Annotated in this window: 19 protein-coding genes and 1 pseudogene; 11 read left to right on the top strand and 9 right to left on the bottom strand. The window is 71.8% G+C overall.

Translation table 11 applies throughout. From position 1 onward, the window contains the following. Positions 1-201: 201 nt before the first annotated feature. Positions 202-1,290 (bottom strand): redox-regulated ATPase YchF, encoded by a 1,089-nt coding sequence (gene ychF, locus ACIQWR_RS00775; RefSeq protein ID WP_404005002.1) that lies wholly within the window; start codon positions 1,288-1,290, stop codon positions 202-204. Positions 1,291-1,438: 148 nt separating this feature from the next. Between ychF and ACIQWR_RS00770 the strand changes: the two genes are divergently transcribed. Then, positions 1,439-1,942, top strand: coding sequence for a DUF6542 domain-containing protein (locus ACIQWR_RS00770; RefSeq protein WP_404003852.1), 504 nt, complete (start codon positions 1,439-1,441; stop codon positions 1,940-1,942). 21 nt (positions 1,943-1,963) lie between these two features. Here the strand turns inward: ACIQWR_RS00770 and ppgK are convergent, their stop codons facing one another. Together ppgK and ACIQWR_RS00760 are read right to left on the bottom strand one after the other, a co-directional pair. Beyond that, entirely contained in the window at positions 1,964-2,707 is a 744-nt protein-coding gene (ppgK, locus tag ACIQWR_RS00765) for a polyphosphate--glucose phosphotransferase (protein ID WP_404003850.1), read from the bottom strand. A 67-nt stretch (positions 2,708-2,774) separates the two neighbouring features. Next, positions 2,775-3,767: a 4-hydroxy-3-methylbut-2-enyl diphosphate reductase gene (locus ACIQWR_RS00760; RefSeq protein WP_399259840.1), complete on the bottom strand. Its 993-nt coding sequence runs from the start codon at positions 3,765-3,767 to the stop codon at positions 2,775-2,777. An 86-nt stretch (positions 3,768-3,853) separates the two neighbouring features. Here ACIQWR_RS00760 and ACIQWR_RS00755 point away from each other — a divergent pair, with 86 nt between their 5' ends. The 4 genes from ACIQWR_RS00755 to ACIQWR_RS00740 all read left to right on the top strand — a co-directional run bounded on the left by ACIQWR_RS00755 (position 3,854) and on the right by ACIQWR_RS00740 (position 7,815). Further along, positions 3,854-5,275, top strand: a complete 1,422-nt coding sequence (locus ACIQWR_RS00755; RefSeq protein WP_404003848.1) for an APC family permease — start codon at positions 3,854-3,856, stop codon at positions 5,273-5,275. A 9-nt stretch (positions 5,276-5,284) separates the two neighbouring features. After that, a complete protein-coding gene (gene xseA, locus ACIQWR_RS00750; protein WP_399259836.1) occupies positions 5,285-6,499 on the top strand; it encodes an exodeoxyribonuclease VII large subunit in 1,215 nt (404 codons plus the stop codon). Between the two features lie 349 nt (positions 6,500-6,848). Further along, positions 6,849-7,082, top strand: coding sequence for an exodeoxyribonuclease VII small subunit (locus tag ACIQWR_RS00745; RefSeq protein WP_404003846.1), 234 nt, complete (start codon positions 6,849-6,851; stop codon positions 7,080-7,082). A gap of 142 nt (positions 7,083-7,224) precedes the next feature. Beyond that, positions 7,225-7,815, top strand: a complete 591-nt coding sequence (locus ACIQWR_RS00740; RefSeq protein WP_404003844.1) for a malonic semialdehyde reductase — start codon at positions 7,225-7,227, stop codon at positions 7,813-7,815. Positions 7,816-7,975: 160 nt separating this feature from the next. On the opposite strand, the gene ACIQWR_RS00735 is transcribed toward ACIQWR_RS00740, so the two are convergent. Then, positions 7,976-8,494, bottom strand: a complete 519-nt coding sequence (locus tag ACIQWR_RS00735) for a DUF4245 domain-containing protein (RefSeq protein WP_404005001.1) — start codon at positions 8,492-8,494, stop codon at positions 7,976-7,978. 224 nt (positions 8,495-8,718) lie between these two features. Between ACIQWR_RS00735 and glpX the strand changes: the two genes are divergently transcribed. Then, entirely contained in the window at positions 8,719-9,750 is a 1,032-nt protein-coding gene (gene glpX, locus ACIQWR_RS00730) for a class II fructose-bisphosphatase (RefSeq protein WP_399259831.1), read from the top strand. A gap of 217 nt (positions 9,751-9,967) precedes the next feature. On the opposite strand, the gene ACIQWR_RS00725 is transcribed toward glpX, so the two are convergent. Together ACIQWR_RS00725 and ACIQWR_RS00720 are read right to left on the bottom strand one after the other, a co-directional pair. Next, entirely contained in the window at positions 9,968-10,354 is a 387-nt protein-coding gene (locus ACIQWR_RS00725) for a WhiB family transcriptional regulator (RefSeq protein WP_354379663.1), read from the bottom strand. 163 nt (positions 10,355-10,517) lie between these two features. Further along, entirely contained in the window at positions 10,518-11,210 is a 693-nt protein-coding gene (locus tag ACIQWR_RS00720) for a DUF1707 domain-containing protein (RefSeq protein WP_404003841.1), read from the bottom strand. 148 nt (positions 11,211-11,358) lie between these two features. Here ACIQWR_RS00720 and ACIQWR_RS00715 point away from each other — a divergent pair, with 148 nt between their 5' ends. Next, entirely contained in the window at positions 11,359-13,026 is a 1,668-nt protein-coding gene (locus ACIQWR_RS00715; RefSeq protein WP_404003839.1) for a fumarate hydratase, read from the top strand. A gap of 38 nt (positions 13,027-13,064) precedes the next feature. Here ACIQWR_RS00715 and ACIQWR_RS00710 read toward each other — a convergent pair whose 3' ends face one another. Together ACIQWR_RS00710 and ACIQWR_RS00705 are read right to left on the bottom strand one after the other, a co-directional pair. After that, on the bottom strand, positions 13,065-13,316 hold the full coding sequence (locus tag ACIQWR_RS00710; RefSeq protein ID WP_404003837.1) for a hypothetical protein: 252 nt from the start codon (positions 13,314-13,316) through the stop codon (positions 13,065-13,067). Next, the gene (locus ACIQWR_RS00705) at positions 13,313-13,669 is read right to left on the bottom strand and encodes a DUF6247 family protein (protein ID WP_404003835.1); all 357 of its coding nucleotides are present in this window, start codon (positions 13,667-13,669) and stop codon (positions 13,313-13,315) included. The genes ACIQWR_RS00710 and ACIQWR_RS00705 overlap by 4 nt, the downstream gene beginning before the upstream one ends. Positions 13,670-13,718: 49 nt before the next feature. Here ACIQWR_RS00705 and ACIQWR_RS00700 point away from each other — a divergent pair. Then, positions 13,719-13,874: pseudogene (locus ACIQWR_RS00700) on the top strand (glycerophosphodiester phosphodiesterase); the annotation flags it as partial. Between the two features lie 68 nt (positions 13,875-13,942). On the opposite strand, the gene ACIQWR_RS00695 reads toward ACIQWR_RS00700, so the two are convergent. Next, on the bottom strand, positions 13,943-15,466 hold the full coding sequence (locus ACIQWR_RS00695; RefSeq protein WP_404003832.1) for a ricin-type beta-trefoil lectin domain protein: 1,524 nt from the start codon (positions 15,464-15,466) through the stop codon (positions 13,943-13,945). 107 nt (positions 15,467-15,573) lie between these two features. On the opposite strand from ACIQWR_RS00695, the gene ACIQWR_RS00690 reads away from it, so the two are divergent. The 3 genes from ACIQWR_RS00690 (at position 15,574) to ACIQWR_RS00680 (ending at position 20,581) form a co-directional block, all read left to right on the top strand. Then, complete coding sequence (locus ACIQWR_RS00690; protein ID WP_404003830.1) at positions 15,574-16,977, top strand: class II fumarate hydratase; 1,404 nt, start codon at positions 15,574-15,576, stop codon at positions 16,975-16,977. Positions 16,978-17,089: 112 nt separating this feature from the next. Next, on the top strand, positions 17,090-17,869 hold the full coding sequence (locus tag ACIQWR_RS00685; protein WP_404003826.1) for a DUF402 domain-containing protein: 780 nt from the start codon (positions 17,090-17,092) through the stop codon (positions 17,867-17,869). A gap of 276 nt (positions 17,870-18,145) precedes the next feature. After that, a complete protein-coding gene (locus ACIQWR_RS00680) occupies positions 18,146-20,581 on the top strand; it encodes a SpoIIE family protein phosphatase (RefSeq protein ID WP_404003824.1) in 2,436 nt (811 codons plus the stop codon). The last annotated feature ends 37 nt before the right edge of the window (positions 20,582-20,618 follow it).

The raw sequence follows: 20,618 nt of genomic DNA, 5'->3' as shown, positions 1-20,618 counted from the left end.
TTCATGTCGACTCAGGCCTCACGGGCATCCCAGCACCAACCCAGCACGGGAGGGGTGAAGAGGGGTGACGACAGGTGACGAGGGGTCAGATTTCCCAGCACCATCCCAGCACGGGAAAAAGCTAGGGGCCCGACCCCGAAAGGTCGGACCCCATCTGACCTGCATGTTTGCCAGATCAGCGACGTGGTGGTATGTCACCCACTACACGTTGAAGCGGAACTCCACCACGTCGCCGTCCTGCATGACGTAGTCCTTGCCCTCCATGCGGGCCTTGCCCTTGGAGCGGGCTTCGGCGACCGAGCCGCATTCGACCAGGTCCGCGAAGGAGATGACCTCGGCCTTGATGAAGCCGCGCTGGAAGTCCGTGTGGATCACGCCGGCCGCCTCGGGGGCCGTGGCGCCCTGCTTGATGGTCCAGGCGCGGGTTTCCTTCGGGCCGGCCGTCAGGTAGGTCTGGAGGCCGAGGGTCGCGAAGCCGACGCGGCCCAGGGTGGCCATGCCCGGCTCTTCCTGGCCGACGGACTGGAGGAGTTCGAGGGCCTCGTCGTCGTCCAGCTCGATCAGCTCGGCCTCCAGCTTGGCGTTCAGGAAGATCGCCTCGGCCGGGGCCACCAGCGCGCTCTGCTCCGCCTTGAAGGCGTCGTCGGTGAGCTCGTCCTCGTCCACGTTGAAGACGTAGAGGAACGGCTTGACGGTCAGCAGGTGCAGCTCGTGCAGGAGGTCGCCCTGCTCCGTGCCCTTGGTGATGCCGTGCGAGAAGAGGGTGTCGCCCGCTTCGAGGATCTTCTGGGCCTTCTCGACGGCCCCGAGGACCGCGACCTTCTCCTTCTGGAGGCGGGACTCCTTCGTCAGGCGCGGCACCGCCTTCTCGATCGACTGGAGGTCCGCGAGGATCAGCTCGGTGTTGATCGTCTCGATGTCGTCCTTCGGCGAGACCTTGCCGTCGACGTGGACGACGTTCTCGTCGGCGAAGGCGCGGATGACCTGGCAGATCGCGTCGGACTCGCGAATGTTCGCGAGGAACTTGTTGCCGAGGCCCTCGCCCTCCGAGGCGCCGCGGACGATGCCCGCGATGTCGACGAAGTCGACGGTCGCCGGGAGGACCTTCTGGGAGCCGAAGATGCCCGCGAGGACAGCGAGGCGGGTGTCCGGTACGCCGACGACGCCGACGTTCGGCTCGATGGTGGCGAACGGGTAGTTGGCCGCCAGCACGTCGTTCTTGGTCAGGGCGTTGAAAAGGGTCGACTTGCCGACATTCGGCAGGCCGACGATTCCGATCGTGAGCGACACGTTGGCGACTTCCCGTAGCTGGAGGGGGCTGACCCGGGTACGGGCCATCGGACAGTTTACTTTCCGATGGCCGGGGGTGGATGTACGCGTGTCCACGCACCCATCCGGGGTCCGCGACGCCTAGCTTGGTCCAGTGGAGCGAGACAGGATGCGATCGGCATATCACCCGCAGCGACAGCCGGAGGCGGCCCGCCGGCCCGCCGTACCCCCGCAGGGCGGTGGCAACCGGCCCAGGCCCCGGCCCGCCGTGGCCCGCAGGCTGCCCCGGCCCAAGCTGACCGGGCTCGGGGGCGGGCTGTTCGCCTGCGCCGCGATGGTGCTGGCCTCCGGGATCGACTGGTTGATCTTCGACGCGTCGCTGCTCGGGTACGGGCTGCTCTTCATGCCGGTCGCCGCCGCGACCGCGCTCTGGGTGCGCCCGGCCGACCTGATCACCGCGCCGATCGCCGCCCCCATCGCCTTCACCGCCGGAGTGTGGCCCATCGCGGGCGGCTCCGGCGGCTTCGGCGGCCAGTTGATGGGCGTGGTCACGGCGCTGTCCCTGCACGCCGGCTGGCTCTACGCGGGGACCCTGATCGCCGGTCTGATCGCGGTGGTGCGCAAGGCCGTGCTGATCGGGCGCCGGCGCACCATGCCCCGCCGCGTGGCCTGAGCCCCCCTCGCGCAGGGGGCCTCAGCCGGCCGGGCGCGCCGCCATGGCCGCGCCCACGATGCCCGCGTTGTTGCGCAGGGTCGCGGGGACGATCTCGGCGCGGATGCCCTCGATCAGCGGCAGGAACTTCTCCGGTTTGCGGCTCACCCCGCCGCCGAGGATGAAGAGGTCCGGGGAGAACAGCATCTCCACGTGGGCCAGGTACCGCTGCAGCCGGTGCGCCCAGCGCTCCCAGCTGAGGTCGCCGTCCTCCTTGGCCTTCACCGAGGCCCGGGTCTCCGCGTCGTGACCGCGCAGTTCCAGGTGGCCCAGCTCGCTGTTGGCGACCAGGTGCCCGTCCGTGAAGAGGGCGCTGCCGATGCCGGTGCCGAGGGTCAGCAGGATGACCGTACCGCCGCGGCCGCGGCCGGCACCGTACGTCATCTCCGCGACGCCCGCCGCGTCCGCGTCGTTCAGGACCGTGACCGGCAGGCCGCCGAGGCGCTCCGAGAGGAGGCCGGCCGCGTCCAGGCCGACCCATCCCTTGTCGACGTTCGCGGCCGAGCGGGTGATGCCGCCGGTCACGACCCCGGGGAAGGTGACGCCGACCGGGCCCTTCCAGTCGAAGTTGCGTACGACCTCCGCAACGCAGTCGGCCACCCCGTCGGGGGTGGCCGGATGCGGTGTCAGTACTTTGTGGCGCTCCTGCGCCAGGTCGCCGCGGTCAAGGTCCACGGGAGCGCCCTTGATCCCGGAACCGCCGATGTCCACACCGAAGATCTGCATGGACTCACCGTACGAAATGACCCCGGGACGAGCGGGGCGACCCGGCTGCTTCCGGGCTACTTCCGGGCTACTTCCCGGCGAGCAGGTTCGCGGCCTCGGTGCGCAGGTCGCGGCGCAGTTCCTTGGGCAACGAGAAGACGATCGACTCCTCGGCCGTCTTGACGATCTCCACGTCGGCGTAGCCGCGCTGGGCCAGCCACTCCAGCACTTCCTCGACCAGGACCTCCGGGACCGAGGCGCCCGAGGTCAGGCCGACCGTGGTGACGCCCTCCAGCCAGGCCTCGTCGATCTCGCTCGCGAAGTCCACGAGGTGCGCGGCTGCCGCGCCGGCGTCCAGGGCGACCTCGACCAGCCGGATCGAGTTCGACGAGTTCTTCGAGCCGACGACGATGACGAGGTCGGAGTCGGCGCCCATCACCTTGACGGCCGCCTGCCGGTTCGAGGTGGCGTAGCAGATGTCGTCGCTGGGCGGCGAGACGAGCAGCGGGAACTTGGTCTTCAGCGCGTCGACCGTCTCCATCGTCTCGTCGACCGAGAGCGTGGTCTGCGACAGCCAGACGACCTTGGACTCGTCGCGGACGGTGACCTTGGCGACGTCCTCGGGGCCGTCGACGATGGTGATGTGGTCCGGGGCCTCGCCGGAGGTGCCGATGACCTCCTCGTGGCCCTCGTGGCCGATGAGGAGGATGTCGAAGTCCTCGTTCGCGTAGCGGACGGCTTCCTTGTGCACCTTGGTGACCAGCGGGCAGGTCGCGTCGATCGTGGCGAGCTTGCGCTCGGCGGCCTCGTCGTGGACGACGGGGGCGACGCCGTGCGCCGAGAACATCACGATGGAGCCCTCGGGGACCTCGGCCGTCCGTTCGACGAAGATGGCCCCCTTCTTCTCCAACGTCTGGACGACGTACTTGTTGTGGACGATCTCGTGGCGGACGTAGACCGGCGCACCGTACTGCTCAAGGGCCTTCTCGACGGCGATCACGGCTCGGTCGACGCCCGCGCAGTACCCGCGGGGGGCGGCGAGCAGGACACGGCGGGAAGCGGAAGCAGTCATGACGTCCATCGTACGGGGGTGTCCAACAGGCCGGACGTCCCCCGTTCGACACAGACTGGACCGAAAGCGTGTCCACTACATCGCTCGGAGGGCGGATGGTGTCCGATACGGATCCCGGCACGGAGGCCGGGCCGTCACCCGGTGCCGCCCCCGAGGGGCGGCTGCGGCGCAGTCTCGGCTTCCGTGACCTGGTCGTCTACGGGCTGCTCTTCATCGCGCCGATGGCTCCGGTCGGCATCTTCGGCACGCTCGACGCGAAGTCGCACGGCGCCGTGGCCCTGGTCTACCTCGCCGCCACCGTGGCGATGGCCTTCACGGCCTTCTCCTACGCGCAGATGGTCCGGGTCGCGCCGCAGGCCGGTTCGGTCTTCACCTACGCCCGCAAGGGCCTCGGCGAGGGGCCCGGGCTGATCGCCGGCTGGATGGCGATGCTCGACTACCTGCTGATCCCGGCGGTGGCGTACCTCTTCTCCGGGATCGCGATGCACGCGCTGGTGCCGGAGGTGTCGCGCTGGGTGTGGACGGCGCTGGCCGTGGTGGTCACCACCGCGCTGAACCTGTGGGGCGTACGGGCGGCGGCGCGCGTGGGCTTCGCCGTGCTCGCCCTGGAGGTGGTGGTCCTGCTGGTGTTCCTGGTCGCCGCCGTGAGCGCACTGGTCCAGGACGGCGCCCGGCGCGGCTGGCTGTCCCCGCTGACCGGGGACGGGTCCCTCGGCTTCTCTACGGGCGCGGTGCTCGGAGCGGTGTCGGTGGCGGTCCTGTCGTACCTGGGGTTCGACGCGATCGCCTCCTTCGCCGAGGAGGTGACCGGGGGCAGCGCGAAGGTGGCGCGGGCGGTGCTCTTCTGCCTGGCGCTGACCGGGGTGCTCTTCATCGCCCAGACCTATCTGGCGGCGCTGCTGACCCCGCTCTCCGCCGCCGAGCTGGCGGCCGATCCGGGGCTCCAGGGGCCGGCCTTCTACACCACCGTCGAGTCCGCCGTCGGGCCCTGGTTGCACGACCTGGTCGCGGCCAGCAAGGCGATCGGGGCGGCCTTCGCGGCGCTCGCCGGGCAGGCGGCGGCCGGTCGGCTGCTGTTCGCGATGGCCCGGGAGGGGCGGCTGCCGAAGCAGCTCGCGCGGACCTCGGGCGGCACCCCGCGCCCGGCGCTGCTGGTCGCGGCGACGGTGACGCTGGTCGCGGCCGTCTGGGCGGCCCGGCGCGACGACGGGCTGGACCACCTGGTCTCCGTCGTCGACATCGGGGCGCTGGTGGCCTTCACCCTGCTGCACGCCTCCGTGGTCGGCTGGTTCGTCGTACGCCGCTCCGCGGGCCCCCCGAACTGGTGGAAGCACCTGGTGGTGCCGGTCCTGGGCGCGGCCGTGACCCTCGCGGTGATCGTCGAGGCCTCGCACACGGCCCAGTGGGTCGGCGCGCTCTGGCTGGCCGTGGGGCTGGCGGTGCTGGTGGCGCAGCGGGGGCGGCGCGCGGGGCGGGGACCGGGCGGACCTGGCGACGCTGTCGGTCCCGGCCGTTAGCCTGCCTGCATGGGTCTGAATTCATCGCCGGAGACGCCACTGCCCGTCGGTCAGGTGTCCCGGCTGATCGGGGGGTGGATCGACCGCCTCGGCCAGGTGTGGGTGGAGGGGCAGATCACCCAGCTCTCGCGACGACCGGGGGCCGGGGTGGTGTTCTTGACCCTGCGCGATCCGTCGCACGACATCTCGGTGGCGGTGACCTGCTTCCGGCAGGTCTTCGACGAGGTCGCGGACTCCGTGTCGGAGGGCGCGCGCGTCCTCGTCCTCGCCAAGCCCGAGTGGTACGCGCCGCGCGGCCAGCTGTCCCTGCGGGCCACCGAGATACGGCCCGTGGGCATCGGCGAGCTGCTGGCGCGGCTGGAGAAGCTCAAGCGGTCGCTGGCCTCGGAGGGCCTGTTCGCGCTGGACCGCAAGAAGCCGCTGCCGTTCCTGCCGCAGCTGATCGGGCTGGTGGTCGGGCGGGCCTCGGCGGCCGAGCGGGACGTGCTGGAGAACGCGCGCCGCCGCTGGCCGGCGGTCCGCTTCGAGGTGCGCAACGTCGCCGTGCAGGGCGTCCACGCGGTGCCCCAGGTGATCGAGGCGGTCAGGGAGCTGGACGCGCTGCCCGAGGTCGACGTGATCATCGTCGCGCGCGGCGGCGGCAGCGTGGAGGACCTGCTGCCCTTCTCGGACGAGGAGGTCGTGCGCACGGTGGCCGCGGCCCGCACCCCGGTGGTCTCGGCGATCGGGCACGAGCCCGACTCCCCGCTGCTGGACCTGGTCGCCGACGTACGGGCGTCGACGCCCACCGACGCGGCGAAGAAGGTGGTCCCGGACGTCGGCGAGGAGCTGGAGCGGGTGCGCCAGTTGCAGGGCCGGGGGCTGCGCGCGGTGCGCGGCCTGCTGGACCGGGAGGAGCGCGGGCTCGCGCACGCCCTCGCACGGCCGGTGTTCGTGCACCCGCAGCGGATGGTGGAGACCCGGGAGGCCGAGCTGGACGCGACTCTCGCGCGGGCCCGGCGGACCGTGGGCCACCTGCTGGACCGGGCCGAGTCCGAGCTGGCGCACACCCGCGCCCGGGTCGTGGCGCTGTCCCCCGCGGCGACGCTGGAGCGCGGGTACGCGGTGCTCCAGCGGGCCGACGGGCACGTGGTGCGCTCCCCCGCGGAGCTGGGGGCGGACGAGGTGCTGCGGGCACGGGTCGCGGAGGGCGAGTTCACCGTCCGCGTCACCGATGCCGGCTAGTGCTGTGGCCGGAAAGGTTTGCCGGGTCGCGGTGTCCGGTGCCATGGGGCATCCCCAGGCCCGCAGGGCCGAGGGGAAGCATCGCAAGGCGGAGGACCTCGACTCGTACTGGACGTACCGTCGTGGTCCGACAACGCAGGGGGCACCTCCCAGCGGTAGCTGGGGGAGAGGTGCCGTGCCGGGCGCCGCGACACGGTGAACCTTTCCGGTCACAGCACTAGCCACGAGCGGCGGGCGGCCACCGGTGGCCGCGAGGCGGCGGGCGGCCACGGGACCGCGGGTGGCTCCGGAAGCCGCCATGTTCCCGAAACAATTTCCTTGGGACACGAAGAATACGATCGGAGCGGGAATGACTGAGGCCGGTACGGCGCTGGGGTACGAGCAGGCTCGGGACGAGCTGATCGAGGTCGTCCGCAAGCTGGAGGCGGGCGGCACCTCCCTGGAGGAGTCGCTGGCCCTCTGGGAGCGCGGCGAGGAGCTGGCGAAGGTCTGCCGGAACTGGCTGGAGGGCGCCCGGGCCCGGCTGGACTCGGCCCTGGCGGGGCGGGACGGAGCGGGCGCGCCCGACGGGGGCGTCGAGTAGACGGCGGCCCGACCCGGCCCCGGGGGCGTCGTGCTGTGAGGCCGCTCACCCCCGCCGAGCCATTAGTTGAAATTTCAATTTCTTTGGCGTAGTGTCGGGGACATCGCTTCACCCCGGTTTTCGTATGGAAGAAGGCTTTCCGATGTCCCTCGTTCTTGACTCCGCCGCTCAGGACCTGCTGTTCCGCGAGGCCCGTACCGCCAACTCGTTCTCGGACGAGCCGGTGACCGAGGAGCAGGTCCAGGCGATCTACGACCTCGTCAAGTTCGGCCCGACGGCCTTCAACCAGACGCCCCTGCGCATCACGCTGGTCCGCTCCGCCGAGGCCCGCGAGCGCCTCGTGAAGCACATGGCCGCGGGCAACCAGCCCAAGACCCAGGCCGCCCCGCTGGTCGCGATCCTCTCCGCGGACAACGAGTTCCACGAGGAGCTGCCGGCCCTGCTCCCGAGCTTCCCGCAGGCCAAGGACCTCTTCTTCAGCGAGCGTCCGGTCCGCGAGCAGTCCGCCCTGATGAACTCGGCCCTGCAGGCCGCCTACTTCATCGTCGGCATCCGCGCCGCCGGCCTGGCCGCCGGTCCGATGACGGGCCTGGACTTCGCCGGTGTCCAGAAGGAGTTCCTGGACGACGACCACACCCCGCTGATGGTCATCAACATCGGCAAGCCGGGCGAGAACGCCTGGTACCCGCGCTCCCCGCGCCTGGACTTCGACCAGGTCGTCACGACCGTCTGAGTCCCGGCGCGCCGCAGCGGTACGCATCCGACGTACCCGCGGCCGCATGAGAAAGCCGCCCGCCCCGGTTCCCCCGGGTCGGGCGGCTTTTTCGTGCATCCGTTCGTGCGGGCGACCGTACGAACGGATGCCCGTACGTACGGTCGCCCGACCGCTCGGCTCAGCTGCCCTGCTTGAACTCCAGCGCGCCGGCCAGCTCCGCCAGCTCCCCGAAGGCGCCGGTGCCGGTGACCACGGTCGCGTGGCCCTGCTCCTGGCGCACCAGGGCGCGGTACTTCGGGCCCTCCCAGCGCTCCCAGGACAGGTCGCCGACCTGCTGCGTCTGTCCGGTGGCCTTGGCCTTCTGGGTGACCTTGTCCAGGTACTTGGCCGAGGTGTCGCTCGACTGCTCCACCGCCACGTACTCGCTGCGCGGGTCGAGGAAGCCCAGGTGCCAGGCGTTCGCGTCCTTGCGGTCGTAGGTCACCGAGGTCGCGCGCCACTCCTTGGCGAGCCCGACGGGCGAACCCACCGGGTACGGCGCCGCGCGGCGGGCCGTGAGGGTCTCGATGCGGTAGTCGACGACGTGCGTCGGGTCGGCCTTGTCGTCGTGCGGGACGGCCAGGTAGATCCCTCCCGCGACCACGCCGATGATCGCCAGCGACCGGACCATGTCCCAGATCGTCTGCTTGCCTTTCATGCCTGCCACGGGACCATCGTCCCGCATCGCGGTACGCGATCATCACCAGGGTCGCCCCGGCGGGGCCGCGCGGGGCGCGACGGCGGACCCGATCCGTCCGCTCAGGCCAATACGCTGACCGATATACCGCTCATACGTGCCCCGCCCTGCTCAATTTATCGACGTACCGATAGAGTTCCAGGACCCTCACTTCCGGCCGTCGCCGTACAGAAAGGTGCGCTCCGATGACCGAGCACAACCTGCCGCCCCAGCTCGAAGTCTCTCCGGAGGCACCCGACCGCAACCTCGCCCTGGAACTCGTCCGGGTCACCGAGGCCGCCGCCATGGCCGCGGGCCGTTGGGTCGGGCGCGGCGACAAGCTCGGCGCCGACGGCGCCGCGGTCAATGCCATGCGCACCCTGATCTCCACCGTTTCGATGAACGGCGTCGTCGTCATCGGCGAGGGGGAGAAGGACGAAGCCCCCATGCTCTTCAACGGCGAGCGGGTCGGCGACGGCACCGGCGCCGAGGTCGACATCGCCGTCGACCCGATCGACGGCACCACCCTGAACGCCAAGGGCATGCCGAACGCGATCGCCGTCCTGGCCGCCGCCGACCGCGGCACCATGTTCGACCCGTCCGCGGTGTTCTACATGGAGAAGCTGGTCACCGGCCCCGAGGCCGCCGACTTCGTCGACATCAACGCCCCCGCCTCGGTGAACATCCGCCGGGTCGCCAAGGCCAAGGGCATGGCCGTGGAGGACGTCACCGTCGTCATCCTGGACCGCCCCCGCCACGAGGGCATCGTCAAGGAGATCCGCGAGACCGGCGCCCGCATCAAGTTCATCTCGGACGGCGACGTCGCGGGCTCGGTCATGGCGGTCCGCGAGGGCACCGGCGTGGACCTGCTCCTCGGCATCGGCGGCACCCCCGAGGGCATCATCTCGGCCTGCGCCATCAAGTGCCTCGGCGGCACCATCCAGGGCAAGCTGTGGCCGAAGGACGAGGCCGAGCGCCAGAAGGCCATCGACGCGGGCCACGACCTGGACCGGGTCCTGCACACCGACGACCTGGTCTCCGGCGACAACGTCTTCTTCGTCGCGACCGGCATCACGGACGGCGAGCTGCTGCGCGGCGTCCACTACCGCTCCGCGACCGCGACCACGTCCTCGCTGGTCATGCGGTCGAAGTCGGGCACGATCCGGCAGATCGACTCCACCCACCGCTTGTCGAAGCTGCGGGCGTACAGCGCGATCGACTTCGACCGCGCGCAGTAGGCCTGCGGCCGGCACGACTGGAGGGGCGGCCACCGCGTGCGGCGGTGACCGCCCCTCCAGCACGCCCAGGGGACCGCGCGGGCCGCTTCCAGCCCCGCCGGCGTTCGAGTCGCGGGGTCCGGGACGGAGTCCCGACGGCGGCGCCGCGCCGACCCGCCCGGCGGACGGACGGACCCGGCGGCTCCGGCGGCTCCGGCGGCTCCGGCGGCAGGCCCGATCAGCCCGCGGCGGCGATCGGCTCGGAGCCCGGACCCTGGCGCAGCTCGGCCGCCCGGCGCCGGCGGCGGGCCAGCACCACGCGGCGCTCGGCGGCGGTGAGACCGCCCCACACGCCGTAGGGCTCGGGCTGGAGCAGTGCGTGTTCCCGGCAGGCGACCATCACGGGGCAGCGGGCGCAGACGCGCTTGGCCGCCTCCTCGCGGGCCAGCCGGGCCGCGGTGGGCTCCTTGGAGGGGGCGAAGAAGAGGCCCGCCTCATCCCGGCGGCACACCGCCTCCGCGTGCCATGGGCCGTCCTCTTCCCTCGCGGGCGTCCGTGGGCCCGGGATACCCCGAACGCTCTGCACGGTGGCTACCTGCAGGGACTGATGCGGCGGATGCTGCACGGTCTACTCCTGACGACGTATTCGCGAGCGAGAGACGATGCACCTGTCCCTACCCGCTGTACGCCCCCCTATGCACTCTGTGCCACCCGGGGGAAGTTCGACCGGAATCCGCTGCATCCGGAAGCCAAACGGAACCATTCGGCCGTGATCCGGACGAGACGGCTCAGCCCTCCAGTCGCTTGCGGAACCTCTCCGCGAGGTCGACGAGGCGGGAGCCCATTTTGCGGCGGGCCTCGATGTTGCCGAGAACGGTGAAGCCGCGCACGATCACGACGGGCGCCTGCGGGTCGGCGACGGACTCCCCCTCGCCGTGCACCTCGAAGTTGCCGAGGACCCCGCTGCCGTACCCCCGCAGGGTGACGTTCTCCGGGACCTTGACCTCGACGTTGCCGAGGACGCAGGTCACGTTGATCTCGGTGACCTGCTGCTCGAAGACGGCCTCGGTGAGGTCGATGGTGATGTCCCCGAGGACCGAGACGGCCCGGGTGTGGGACGCCGGGCGCCAGCGGCCCTTGCGGGTGGAGCTGCTGAACACCGCCACCACGTTCTCGACGTAACCGCCACCGGGCGGTCCGGAAACCGGCCAGGCCGGACCGGAAGCGGGCGCGGCGGCGGCGTAGGCTGCCCCCGGAGCGGCCGGGAGGTCCCGGACCAGCACCTCCAGCTCGGCGACGGTCTTGACGGCGTAGAGGGCGTCGAGGCGCTCCGAGTGCTCCTCCGCGGTCAGCCGGCCCTCGGCGAGGGCGTCGCCGATGATCTGCGCGATGCGGTCACGGTCGGCGTCGGAAGCGCGCAGCGCGACGGGCGCGGATTCGGCTGCGGGCGCGGGCGCGGCGGGGTGCTTTTCGAGGTCCACGCCCCCAGCATAGCGAGACACGATAGATCGCGATACTGCTGAGTGAGCCTTACCTCACAGACGGAGCCGGGGAAAGAGGTCCTACGCTGGAGGACTGCGCTGCCAATTGGGCGCCAGCGCTGTCTGCCGAGTGAGGATTGGCCACACGATGCCGGAGTTCGCGTACACCGACCTGCTGCCCCTGGGCGAGGACACCACCCCCTACCGGTTGGTGACCGCGGAGGGCGTCTCCACCTTCGAGGCCGACGGCCGTACGTTCCTCAAGGTCGAGCCCGAGGCGCTGCGCGCGCTCGCCGAAGAGGCCATCCACGACATCCAGCACTTCCTGCGCCCCGCGCACCTCGCGCAGCTGCGCCGCATCATCGACGACCCCGAGGCCAGCGCGAACGACAAGTTCGTGGCGCTGGACCTGCTCAAGAACGCGAACATCGCGGCGGCGGGCGTGCTGCCGATGTGCCAGGACACCGGCACCGCGATCGTGATGGGCAAGCGCGGCCAGAACGTGCTGACGTCAGGAGCCGACGAAGCGGCCCTGTCCCACGGCATCTACGACGCCTACACCCGCCTCAACCTGCGCTACTCGCAGATGGCCCCGATCACCATGTGGGAGGAGAAGAACACCGGCTCGAACCTGCCCGCGCAGATCGAGCTGTACGCGACCGACGGCGGCGCGTACAAGTTCCTCTTCATGGCCAAGGGCGGCGGCTCGGCGAACAAGTCCTTCCTCTACCAGGAGACCAAGGCGGTCCTCAACGAGGCCTCCATGATGAAGTTCCTGGAGGAGAAGATCCGTTCGCTGGGCACGGCGGCCTGCCCGCCCTACCACCTGGCGATCGTGGTCGGCGGCACCTCGGCGGAGCACGCGCTCAAGACCGCGAAGTACGCCTCGGCGCACTACCTGGACGAGCTGCCGACCGAGGGTTCGCCGCTGGGCCACGGCTTCCGCGACGAGGCCCTGGAACAGCAGGTCTTCGAGCTGACCCAGAAGATCGGCATCGGCGCCCAGTTCGGCGGCAAGTACTTCTGCCACGACGTCCGCGTGGTCCGCCTCCCCCGCCACGGCGCGTCCCTCCCGGTCGCCATCGCGGTCTCCTGCTCGGCGGACCGCCAGGCCACCGCGAAGATCACCGCGGAGGGCGTCTTCCTGGAGCAGCTGGAGCGGGACCCGGCGCGCTTCCTGCCGGAGACCACCGACGAGCACCTGGACGACTCGGCGGACGTGGTCTCCATCGACCTCAACCGGCCGATGGACGAGATCCTGGCGACCCTGACCAAGCACCCGGTCAAGACCCGTCTGTCGCTGACCGGCCCGCTGGTCGTGGCGCGCGACATCGCGCACGCCAAGATCAAGGAGCTGCTGGACTCGGGCGCGCCGATGCCGCAGTACCTCAAGGACCACCCGGTCTACTACGCGGGCCCGGCGAAGACCCCCGAGGGCTACGCGTCCGGCTCCTTCGGCCCGACCACGGCCGGCCGGATGGACTCCTACGTCGAGCAGTTCCAGGCGGCGGGCGGCTCCAAGGTGATGCTGGCCAAGGGCAACCGCTCGCAGCAGGTCACGGACGCCTGCGGGACGCACGGCGGCTTCTACCTCGGCTCGATCGGCGGCCCGGCGGCCCGCCTCGCGCAGGACTGCATCAAGAAGGTCGAGGTCCTGGAGTACGAGGAGCTCGGCATGGAGGCGGTCTGGAAGATCGAGGTCGAGAACTTCCCGGCCTTCATCGTGGTCGACGACAAGGGCAACGACTTCTTCCAGAACCCGGCCCCGGAGCCCACCTTCACCCACATCCCGGTCCGCGGCCCGGGCCTGGCCTGACCCCACCCACCGGGGCGCGGTGTCCGCGCCCGCCCCGGCTAGAGGCAGGTCACCTGACGGATGTACACGCATTCGCTCCTGGGGACGATCAGGTAGACGAACATGCCGTCGTCAAGGTCCATGACGGCGCCCCTGGGCCCGATTTCCCGGTAAGCGGTGCCATCGAGGTAGAGGGCTTCCGCCGCTCGTACGAGTTCGTCGGCGGCCTTCTCGACCTCCACCACGAACGCGGGTGGAGCACCTCCGACGACGTGCGCCTCGCTGGGGTCGTACTCCCACCGCCAGGTCACTCGTTCACCGCCCGCGCGGCCTCGTCCTCGACGGCGGCCAGTGCGTCCATGGCGGGGCGGAAGCCCGGATCGTCCTTGTCGGTGGTCCGGTGGACCGCGGCCAGAGCGTCGTCGCGACGCCGGTAGAGGTCCGGGCGGCGTTCGATCTCGACCTCCCGCATCCACCAGTCGAGCCAATGCGTGAGGTGGCCGATCTTCCCACTGCGGATCGCGGCCGCCAGCGCGTTCTCCTTGTGTCGTTCCAGCTCGGCCAGACGATGCGGGGCGAGGCGGGCCAGTGCGACCCGCACCGCCTCTGGGGTGCGCTCGGGGCGCGGGATCAGCGCCGCGCCATGGTCCGGCTGTGTGGTCACGGTGTCCTCCAAGGGGTGACCGAGCCAGCGTATCCATTCCTCGACACCGCCAGGGGCCGACCACCGGCTCAGGGCGGCGGGGCTCGGCGTACGGGTGTGGACGGTCGACGAGCCCGAGGACGTGGACCTGTGCCTGCGCCTCGGCGTGGACGCGATCATCACCAACCGCCCGCGGCAGGTGCGGGACCAGCTCGACGCCTGCTGATCGAACGGGAACACCCGGCCGGGGTGCGCCGGCCGGGTGGGGGTGCGGGGGTGCTGGCGGTTCGGGTGTTACGCGAAGCGCTGGTTCGTCGCGCCGGTGCAGGTCTGCAGGCGCACGGCTTCGTGGGCGGCGCCCACGGTGAGGCACATGCCGGGGGCGGCCTGCGGGCGGATGGTGGCGCCGTTGCGGACGAACTGCTGGTTCGCGCCGCCGTGGCAGTTCCAGATGATCAGGCCGGTGCCCGCGCCGTAGTTGGCGCCGGGGGCGTCCAGGCAGCGGTCCTGGGTCAGTTGGACGTGCAGCGACTTGCGGGGCGCGTCGTACCACCAGCCCTGGTTGCGGCCGCCGTGGCAGTCCCAGCCGAGGAGCCCGGTGCCGTTGGCGCTGGAGCCGCCGTTGGTGTCGACGCAGGTGCCGTTGGCCTCGTTCTTGAGCGGCTTGTACAGGTCGTCCCAGGCCCCGGCCTGCAGGACGGGGGTGCCGGTGCTCGCCGGGTCGGCGCAGGAGGCCTCGCGCAGGCCGGAGTCGTAGAGCTGGGTCAGACAGGACGCGAAGGCGCCGTGGCCGCGGTAGTTCGGGTGGAAGGACTGCCGGGCGGTGTTCTCGTCCCACGGGAAGTGGTCGCCCAGGTCCAGGTAGAGGCCGCGGGCCCAGGTGTCCTCCATGCAGACCTCGTGGCCGTTGAAGAGGCGCGAGTTGTCGAGGTAGTAGGCGCCGGAGGCGAGGGCGGCGGCACGCATGCCCTTCTCGAAGGTGGGCACCGCGTAGTTGCGGCCCCACGCGGCGTCCGAGTCGTAGCCCGCGCAGCCTCCGGGGAGCTTGCCGGGGAAGTTCGGGTTGTCGTAGAAGTCGGGGCCGATCGGGCTCGGGTAGCCCATCACGACCAGCTTGTAGTCGGTGTCGGCGTAACCGGCGTCCCGCATGACGGTCTTGAGGTCGGCGACCGTCGACTCGACCTTGGGCCGCAGGCCGTCCACCCGGGCCTGCCAGCCCGGCCCGTACTTGGGCTCGCAGGTGCCCTGGCTGAGCACCCAGCGGGTCACGCAGTCGGTCATGACGGGGCCGAACTGGAGGTCGTCGTTGGCCCCGGCGACCAGCAGCACCATCTTGATGCGGGTGTTGCGGGCCTTGATGGCGAGGTTGTCGCTCTGGACCAGCTCGTCGGCGTACTGCTTGCTGCCGCCGATCCGGATGTTGCCGGTGTAGCCGCCGGAACAGGCCACGTTGAAGGTGAGGTCGGCGGGGATGCCGGTGCGGTGGATGGCCGAGTCCGGCGAGCGGTGGCACTGGTTGGACGAGGTGTTGGTCGCGGGGTCGTAGTTGCCGACGCCCTCGCCCGAGATCTCGCTGTCGCCCAGCGAGATCAGCCCGGTCCTGCGGTCGGCCGGCGGACGGATCGCCGGGTCGCCGTAGATCTTGGTGGCTTCCGCGGCGCGGATCGCCTCCAGTTCGGGCGACAGGGCGCTCGCCGCGGCCGGGGCGGCGGTGGCCGCCTGGGCCATGGGGGTGATGGCGGTGACGCCGCCGAGGGCGGCCGCGATCGCCGCGACCGCGGCGAAGGTAGATCTGAGCCTGGGTGTGGTGCGGGCCATGGATGTCTCCCCGGTGTCAGTGTTACCCCCGGTATTTACTGGCCGGTAGGGGAGTTGGGAACACTTCGAACAAGACAATTGCTCAACTTTTTGAGGAGGCCACGAACATGACCGAAGAACAGCAGGCCGCAGGGTTCCGCGTGGAACACGATTCGATGGGCGAGGTGTTGGTCCCCGCCGATGCCAAGTGGCGGGCCCAGACCCAGCGCGCCGTGGAGAACTTCCCCATCTCGGGGCAGCGCCTGGAGCGGGCGCACATCGCCGCCCTCGCCCGGGTCAAGTCCGCGGCCGCGAAGGTCAACGCGGAGTTGGGCGTCCTGGACCGGGACGTCGCCGACGCCATCCGGTCGGCCGCCGCCGAGGTGGCCGAGGGGCGCTGGGACGCGCACTTCCCCGTGGACGTCTTCCAGACGGGGTCCGGCACCTCGTCCAACATGAACGCCAACGAGGTGATCGCGACCCTGGCCACCGAGCGGTCGGGGCGCGAGGTGCACCCCAACGACCACGTCAACGCCTCGCAGAGTTCCAACGACGTCTTCCCGTCCTCGATCCACATCGCCGCCACCGCCGCCGTCACCGGCGAGCTGGTCCCGGCCCTGGAGCACCTCGCGGCCGCGCTGGAGCGCAAGTCCGAGGAGTTCGCCGGGGTGGTCAAGGCGGGACGCACCCATTTGATGGACGCCACCCCGGTGACGCTGGGACAGGAGTTCGGCGGCTACGCGGCCCAGGTGCGCTACGGCGTCGAGCGGCTCCGGGCGGCGCTCCCCCGGCTCGCCGAACTGCCGCTGGGCGGCACCGCGGTCGGCACCGGGATCAACACCCCGCCCGGATTCTCCGCCGCGGTCATCGCCGAAGTGGCCGCCGAGACCGGGCTGCCGCTCACCGAGGCCCGCAACCACTTCGAGGCCCAGGGCGCGCGGGACGCGCTGGTGGAGACCTCGGGGATGCTCCGCACCATCGCGGTCTCGCTCACGAAGATCGCCAACGATCTGCGCTGGATGGCTTCGGGGCCACGCACCGGATTGGCCGAAATCAATCTCCCGGATCTCCAACCGGGCTCCTCGATCATGCCCGGAAAGGTCAATCCGGTCGTCGCCGAGGCCGTCCTGATGGTGGCCGCCCAGGTGACCGGAAACGACACCACGGTCGCCGTGGCCGGCGCGGCGGGCAACTTCGAGCTGAACGTGATGCTCCCGGTGATGGCCCGCAACCTCCTGGAGTCGATCCGGCTGCTGGGCAGCGCGAGCCGGCTGCTGGCCGACCGCACGGTGGACGGGATCACCGCCAACGCGGCCCGGGCCAGGGAGTACGCGGAGTCCTCGCCCTCCGTGGTGACCCCGCTGAACCGCTACATCGGCTATGAGGAAGCGGCCAAGGTCGCCAAAAAGGCGCTCGCGGAACGCAGGACGATCCGGGAGGTCGTGCTGGAGTCCGGCTACATCGAACGCGGCTCGCTCACCCTGGAGCAGCTCGACGAGGCCCTTGACGTGCTGCGGATGACCCACCCCTGACCCACCCACGGCCTCCTCGGGCGAGGGCCGGATTTCGGTCGAATGCCGTCCCCGAACCCCTCCGTGACCTGCACCGCAGCGGGCGCGGGGGGCCCAGCCCTAAGATCTGCGCATGACAGGTACCGGAGGCCGCGGGGGCGGCGGGGCGCGCGGTGACGCCCGAGGGGGCGCCCGCGGCGATGCGAGCGGCCGCCCGTACGGCGACGTGCGCCAGGGCGCGTACGAGGCCGCCACGGGCCCGCGTTGGGCCCCCGGGGAACACGTCCTGTGGCGCTACCGCGACCACGCCCCGGGCCCGGAGGGGCCGGTCCACATCTGCCGTCCGGTGACGGTCGTCCAGGACACGCCCGAGCTGCTGGCCGTGTGGATGGCCCCGGACACCGAGCTCGTCAAGCCGGTGCTGGCCGACGGGACCTCGGTGCACGACGAGCCGCTCGCCACCCGCTACACCGCCCCGCGCACCACCGCCCGCTCGCGGTGGTTCGGCGCCGGCGTGCTGAAGCTGGCCCGGCCCGGCGATCCGTGGTCGGTCTGGCTGTTCTGGGACCATGGCTGGCGTTTCCGGAGCTGGTACGTGAACCTTGAGGAGCCCAGGACCCGATGGTCCGGCGGCATCGACTCCGTGGACCACTTCCTCGACATCTCCGTCTACCCCGACCGCACCTGGACGTGGCGGGACGAGGACGAGTTCGCGCAGGCGCTGCGCTGCGGGTTGATCGACGAGGGGACGGCCGAGCGGGTGCGGGAAGCCGGGCGGGCGGCGGTGCGACTGATCGAGGAGTGGGGGGCTCCGTTCTCCGCCGGCTGGGAGAACTGGCGGCCCGATCCGGGCTGGAACGTTCCGGTACTGCCCGAGGACTGGGACCGCACCCCGGCGCATATGACCTCATGAGACCCTTGATGCGCCCCAGGGTGCCAAACGTAGGATCAGCCTCCGCAAGCGTGCAGACAGGGCTTCATGCGAGGGTGTACACCCGTAATTGACGTGTTGTGCGCGGCACTTGACCGGAGGTCAACGCAGACCGAGAGGTAACGAGAGGCGGGGGTCCCCCGACGAAGTCCGGGGGAGGTGCCGCGGGCGACGGTGCCCCCGCCGCTGAGCGGGTATACCGCGACTGACCGAGTTGAGTGCAGCGCACATCCAGCGCAAACGGACGGAATGCCACGCGTGACGGAGTACCCCACCTCTTACGAGGGCCCGCAGCCTGCCGCGGCCGCCGCGACACCGGCGCCGGGCGGCTCCGACCTGCCCGGGCCCCGCCCGGCACGGCGGGGTGCGGAAGCTTCCGGCGTGGGCGGCGGATCCGGTCCCCGCTCCGACGACCGGGGCGACATCCGCGGCCACGACAGCGGCCACGATCAGGGTCACGACCCGGGCCACGGCAAGACCCCGGCCCCGGCCGCCCAGGACACCCGGCCGGGCCCGCCCGACACCGGCTCCTCCGGTTCCAGTTCTTCCGGCTCCGACTCCGCTTCCGGCTCCGCTTCGGGTTCCGGTACTGATTGCGGTGGTGGTTCCGACACCGACCGGTCCGCCCCGATCCCGGCCGCCCGCCGCGGCGGGACCGCGCCCTCCCGGGACGCCGCCGCCGCCCACAACGCGGCCGCGGCGGGAGCGGCGCCGGAGCGCCCCGACGCCACCGGTCCGGCCGCCGCGCCGGAGACCGCTGCGGACACCTGGCCCGCGCCCGCCGCGGGCGGCCCGCCGGGCGCGTCCGCAATGGGTTCCGCTTCCGGCGTCGGCTGGGGTGTCGGGGGCGCCGCCGCAGGGGAGCCCGGCGGCATAGCCGGTGTCCCGGACCCGGGGGCCGCCCGCCGCGAGGGCGACCGGCTCCGCTTCGTCGGCGCCGCCACCCGCCGGATCGCCCGCGGCATCGACCTCGACGAGATCGTCCTCGGCCTGTGCCGGGCCACCGTGCCCACCTTCTCCGACGCGATCCTCGTCTACCTGCGCGATCCGCTGCCGGTCGGCGACGAGCGCCCCATCGGCCCGGTCGTCCTGAGGCTGCGCCGGACCGACCGGTTGCGGCCGATCGACGACCTCACCGACGCCCTGCGCGGCGGCGGCGACACCATCGGCGCCGGGCTGGACCTCTCCGCGGTCACCGGGGCCGGGGGCGAGCTGGACTTCAGCCAGCTGGCGCTCGTCGGCCCGCAGGGCGACCTGCCCGCGGCCGAGCTGTGCGAGATCCGCTCCGGCGGAGCCCTCGCCGAGGTGCTGCGCGGGGTGCGGCCCGTCTTCGGGTCCTCCGCCGCGGCGCGCGCCGCGCTGCCCGAGCTGCTGGGCGCGGACCACCCCGTACCGCGCGGCCAGCGGGCGATCCTGGCCCCGCTGCGGGGCCGGCGCCGGGTCATCGGCGCCGCCGTCTTCCTGCGCACCCCGGACCGGCCCGCCTTCGAGCAGAACGACCTGCTCGTCGCCGCGCAGCTGGCCACCCACACGGCGCTCGGCATCGACAAGGCCGTCCTGTACGGCCGCGAGGCCTACATCGCCGACGAGCTCCAGCGCACCATGCTCCCGGACAGCCTGCCGCAGCCCACCGGGGTCCGGCTCGCCAGCCGCTACCTCCCGGCCGCCGAGACGGCCCGGGTCGGCGGGGACTGGTACGACGCGATACCGCTGCCCGGCAGCCGGGTCGCCCTGGTCGTCGGCGACGTCATGGGCCACTCGATGACCTCCGCCGCGATCATGGGCCAGCTGCGGACCACCGCGCAGACCCTCGCCCAGCTGGACCTGCCGCCCGCCGAGGTGCTGCACCACCTGGACGAGCAGGCCCAGCGGCTCGGCTCGGACCGGATGGCGACCTGCCTGTACGCGGTCTACGACCCCGTCTCGCACCGGATCACCATCGCCAACGCCGGCCACCCGCCGCCCGTCCTGCTGCACCTGGGCGGCCGCGCCGAGGTGCTCCGGGTGCCGCCCGGCGCCCCCATCGGCGTCGGCGGCGTCGACTTCGAGGCCGTCGAGCTGGACGCGCCGGCCGGGGCCACCCTGCTGCTGTACACGGACGGGCTGGTCGAGTCCCGGCTGCGCGACGTGTGGACCGGCATCGAGCAGCTGCGCGAGCGCCTCGCCACGACGGCGCAGCTCACCGGCCTGGACCACCCGCCGCCGCTGGAAGCGCTCTGCGACGACGTACTGGACATGCTCGGGCCGGGCGACCGGGACGACGACATCGCGCTGCTCGCGGCCCGCTTCGACGGGATCGCCCCGAGCGACGTCGCGTACTGGTTCCTGGACCCGGAGGAGACCGCTCCGGGCCGCGCCCGGCGCTTCGCCCGCCGCGCCCTGACCCGTTGGGGCCTGGAGGAGCTGAGCGACTCCCTGGAGCTGCTGGTGAGCGAGGTGGTCACCAACGCCGTCCGCTACGCCGAGCGGCCCGTGACGCTGCGCCTGCTGCGTACGGACGTACTGCGCTGCGAGGTCGGGGACGACTCCCCGCAGCTGCCGCGCCAGCGCCGGGCCCGGGACACCGATGAGGGCGGCCGCGGGCTGTTCCTGGTCAACCGGATGGCGAAGCGCTGGGGCGCCACCCGGCTGAGCAGCGGGAAGGTCGTGTGGTTCGAGCTGGCGCTGCCGGGGGCGGCGCACGACCGGCAGTGACCGGGCGCGCGAACGCGCCCCGTAGAGGCGCCCCGTG

Source organism: Streptomyces sp. NPDC098789, from assembly GCF_044759975.1.
Classification (GTDB): Bacteria; Actinomycetota; Actinomycetes; order Streptomycetales; family Streptomycetaceae; genus Streptomyces.
This window is presented reverse-complemented; position numbering and strand designations above follow the sequence as displayed.

What these genes read in the sequence shown, in the direction of transcription:
- ACIQWR_RS00770 (WP_404003852.1), top strand. Translation starts at nt 1,439, where the DNA reads ATGCGATCGGCATATCACCCGCAGCGACAGCCGGAGGCGGCCCGCCGG.
- ppgK (WP_404003850.1), bottom strand. Translation starts at nt 2,707, where the DNA reads ATGCAGATCTTCGGTGTGGACATCGGCGGTTCCGGGATCAAGGGCGCT.
- ACIQWR_RS00760 (WP_399259840.1), bottom strand. Translation starts at nt 3,767, where the DNA reads ATGGACGTCATGACTGCTTCCGCTTCCCGCCGTGTCCTGCTCGCCGCC.
- ACIQWR_RS00755 (WP_404003848.1), top strand. Translation starts at nt 3,854, where the DNA reads ATGGTGTCCGATACGGATCCCGGCACGGAGGCCGGGCCGTCACCCGGT.
- xseA (WP_399259836.1), top strand. Translation starts at nt 5,285, where the DNA reads ATGGGTCTGAATTCATCGCCGGAGACGCCACTGCCCGTCGGTCAGGTG.
- ACIQWR_RS00745 (WP_404003846.1), top strand. Translation starts at nt 6,849, where the DNA reads ATGACTGAGGCCGGTACGGCGCTGGGGTACGAGCAGGCTCGGGACGAG.
- ACIQWR_RS00740 (WP_404003844.1), top strand. Translation starts at nt 7,225, where the DNA reads ATGTCCCTCGTTCTTGACTCCGCCGCTCAGGACCTGCTGTTCCGCGAG.
- ACIQWR_RS00735 (WP_404005001.1), bottom strand. Translation starts at nt 8,494, where the DNA reads ATGAAAGGCAAGCAGACGATCTGGGACATGGTCCGGTCGCTGGCGATC.
- glpX (WP_399259831.1), top strand. Translation starts at nt 8,719, where the DNA reads ATGACCGAGCACAACCTGCCGCCCCAGCTCGAAGTCTCTCCGGAGGCA.
- ACIQWR_RS00715 (WP_404003839.1), top strand. Translation starts at nt 11,359, where the DNA reads ATGCCGGAGTTCGCGTACACCGACCTGCTGCCCCTGGGCGAGGACACC.
- ACIQWR_RS00695 (WP_404003832.1), bottom strand. Translation starts at nt 15,466, where the DNA reads ATGGCCCGCACCACACCCAGGCTCAGATCTACCTTCGCCGCGGTCGCG.
- ACIQWR_RS00690 (WP_404003830.1), top strand. Translation starts at nt 15,574, where the DNA reads ATGACCGAAGAACAGCAGGCCGCAGGGTTCCGCGTGGAACACGATTCG.
- ACIQWR_RS00685 (WP_404003826.1), top strand. Translation starts at nt 17,090, where the DNA reads ATGACAGGTACCGGAGGCCGCGGGGGCGGCGGGGCGCGCGGTGACGCC.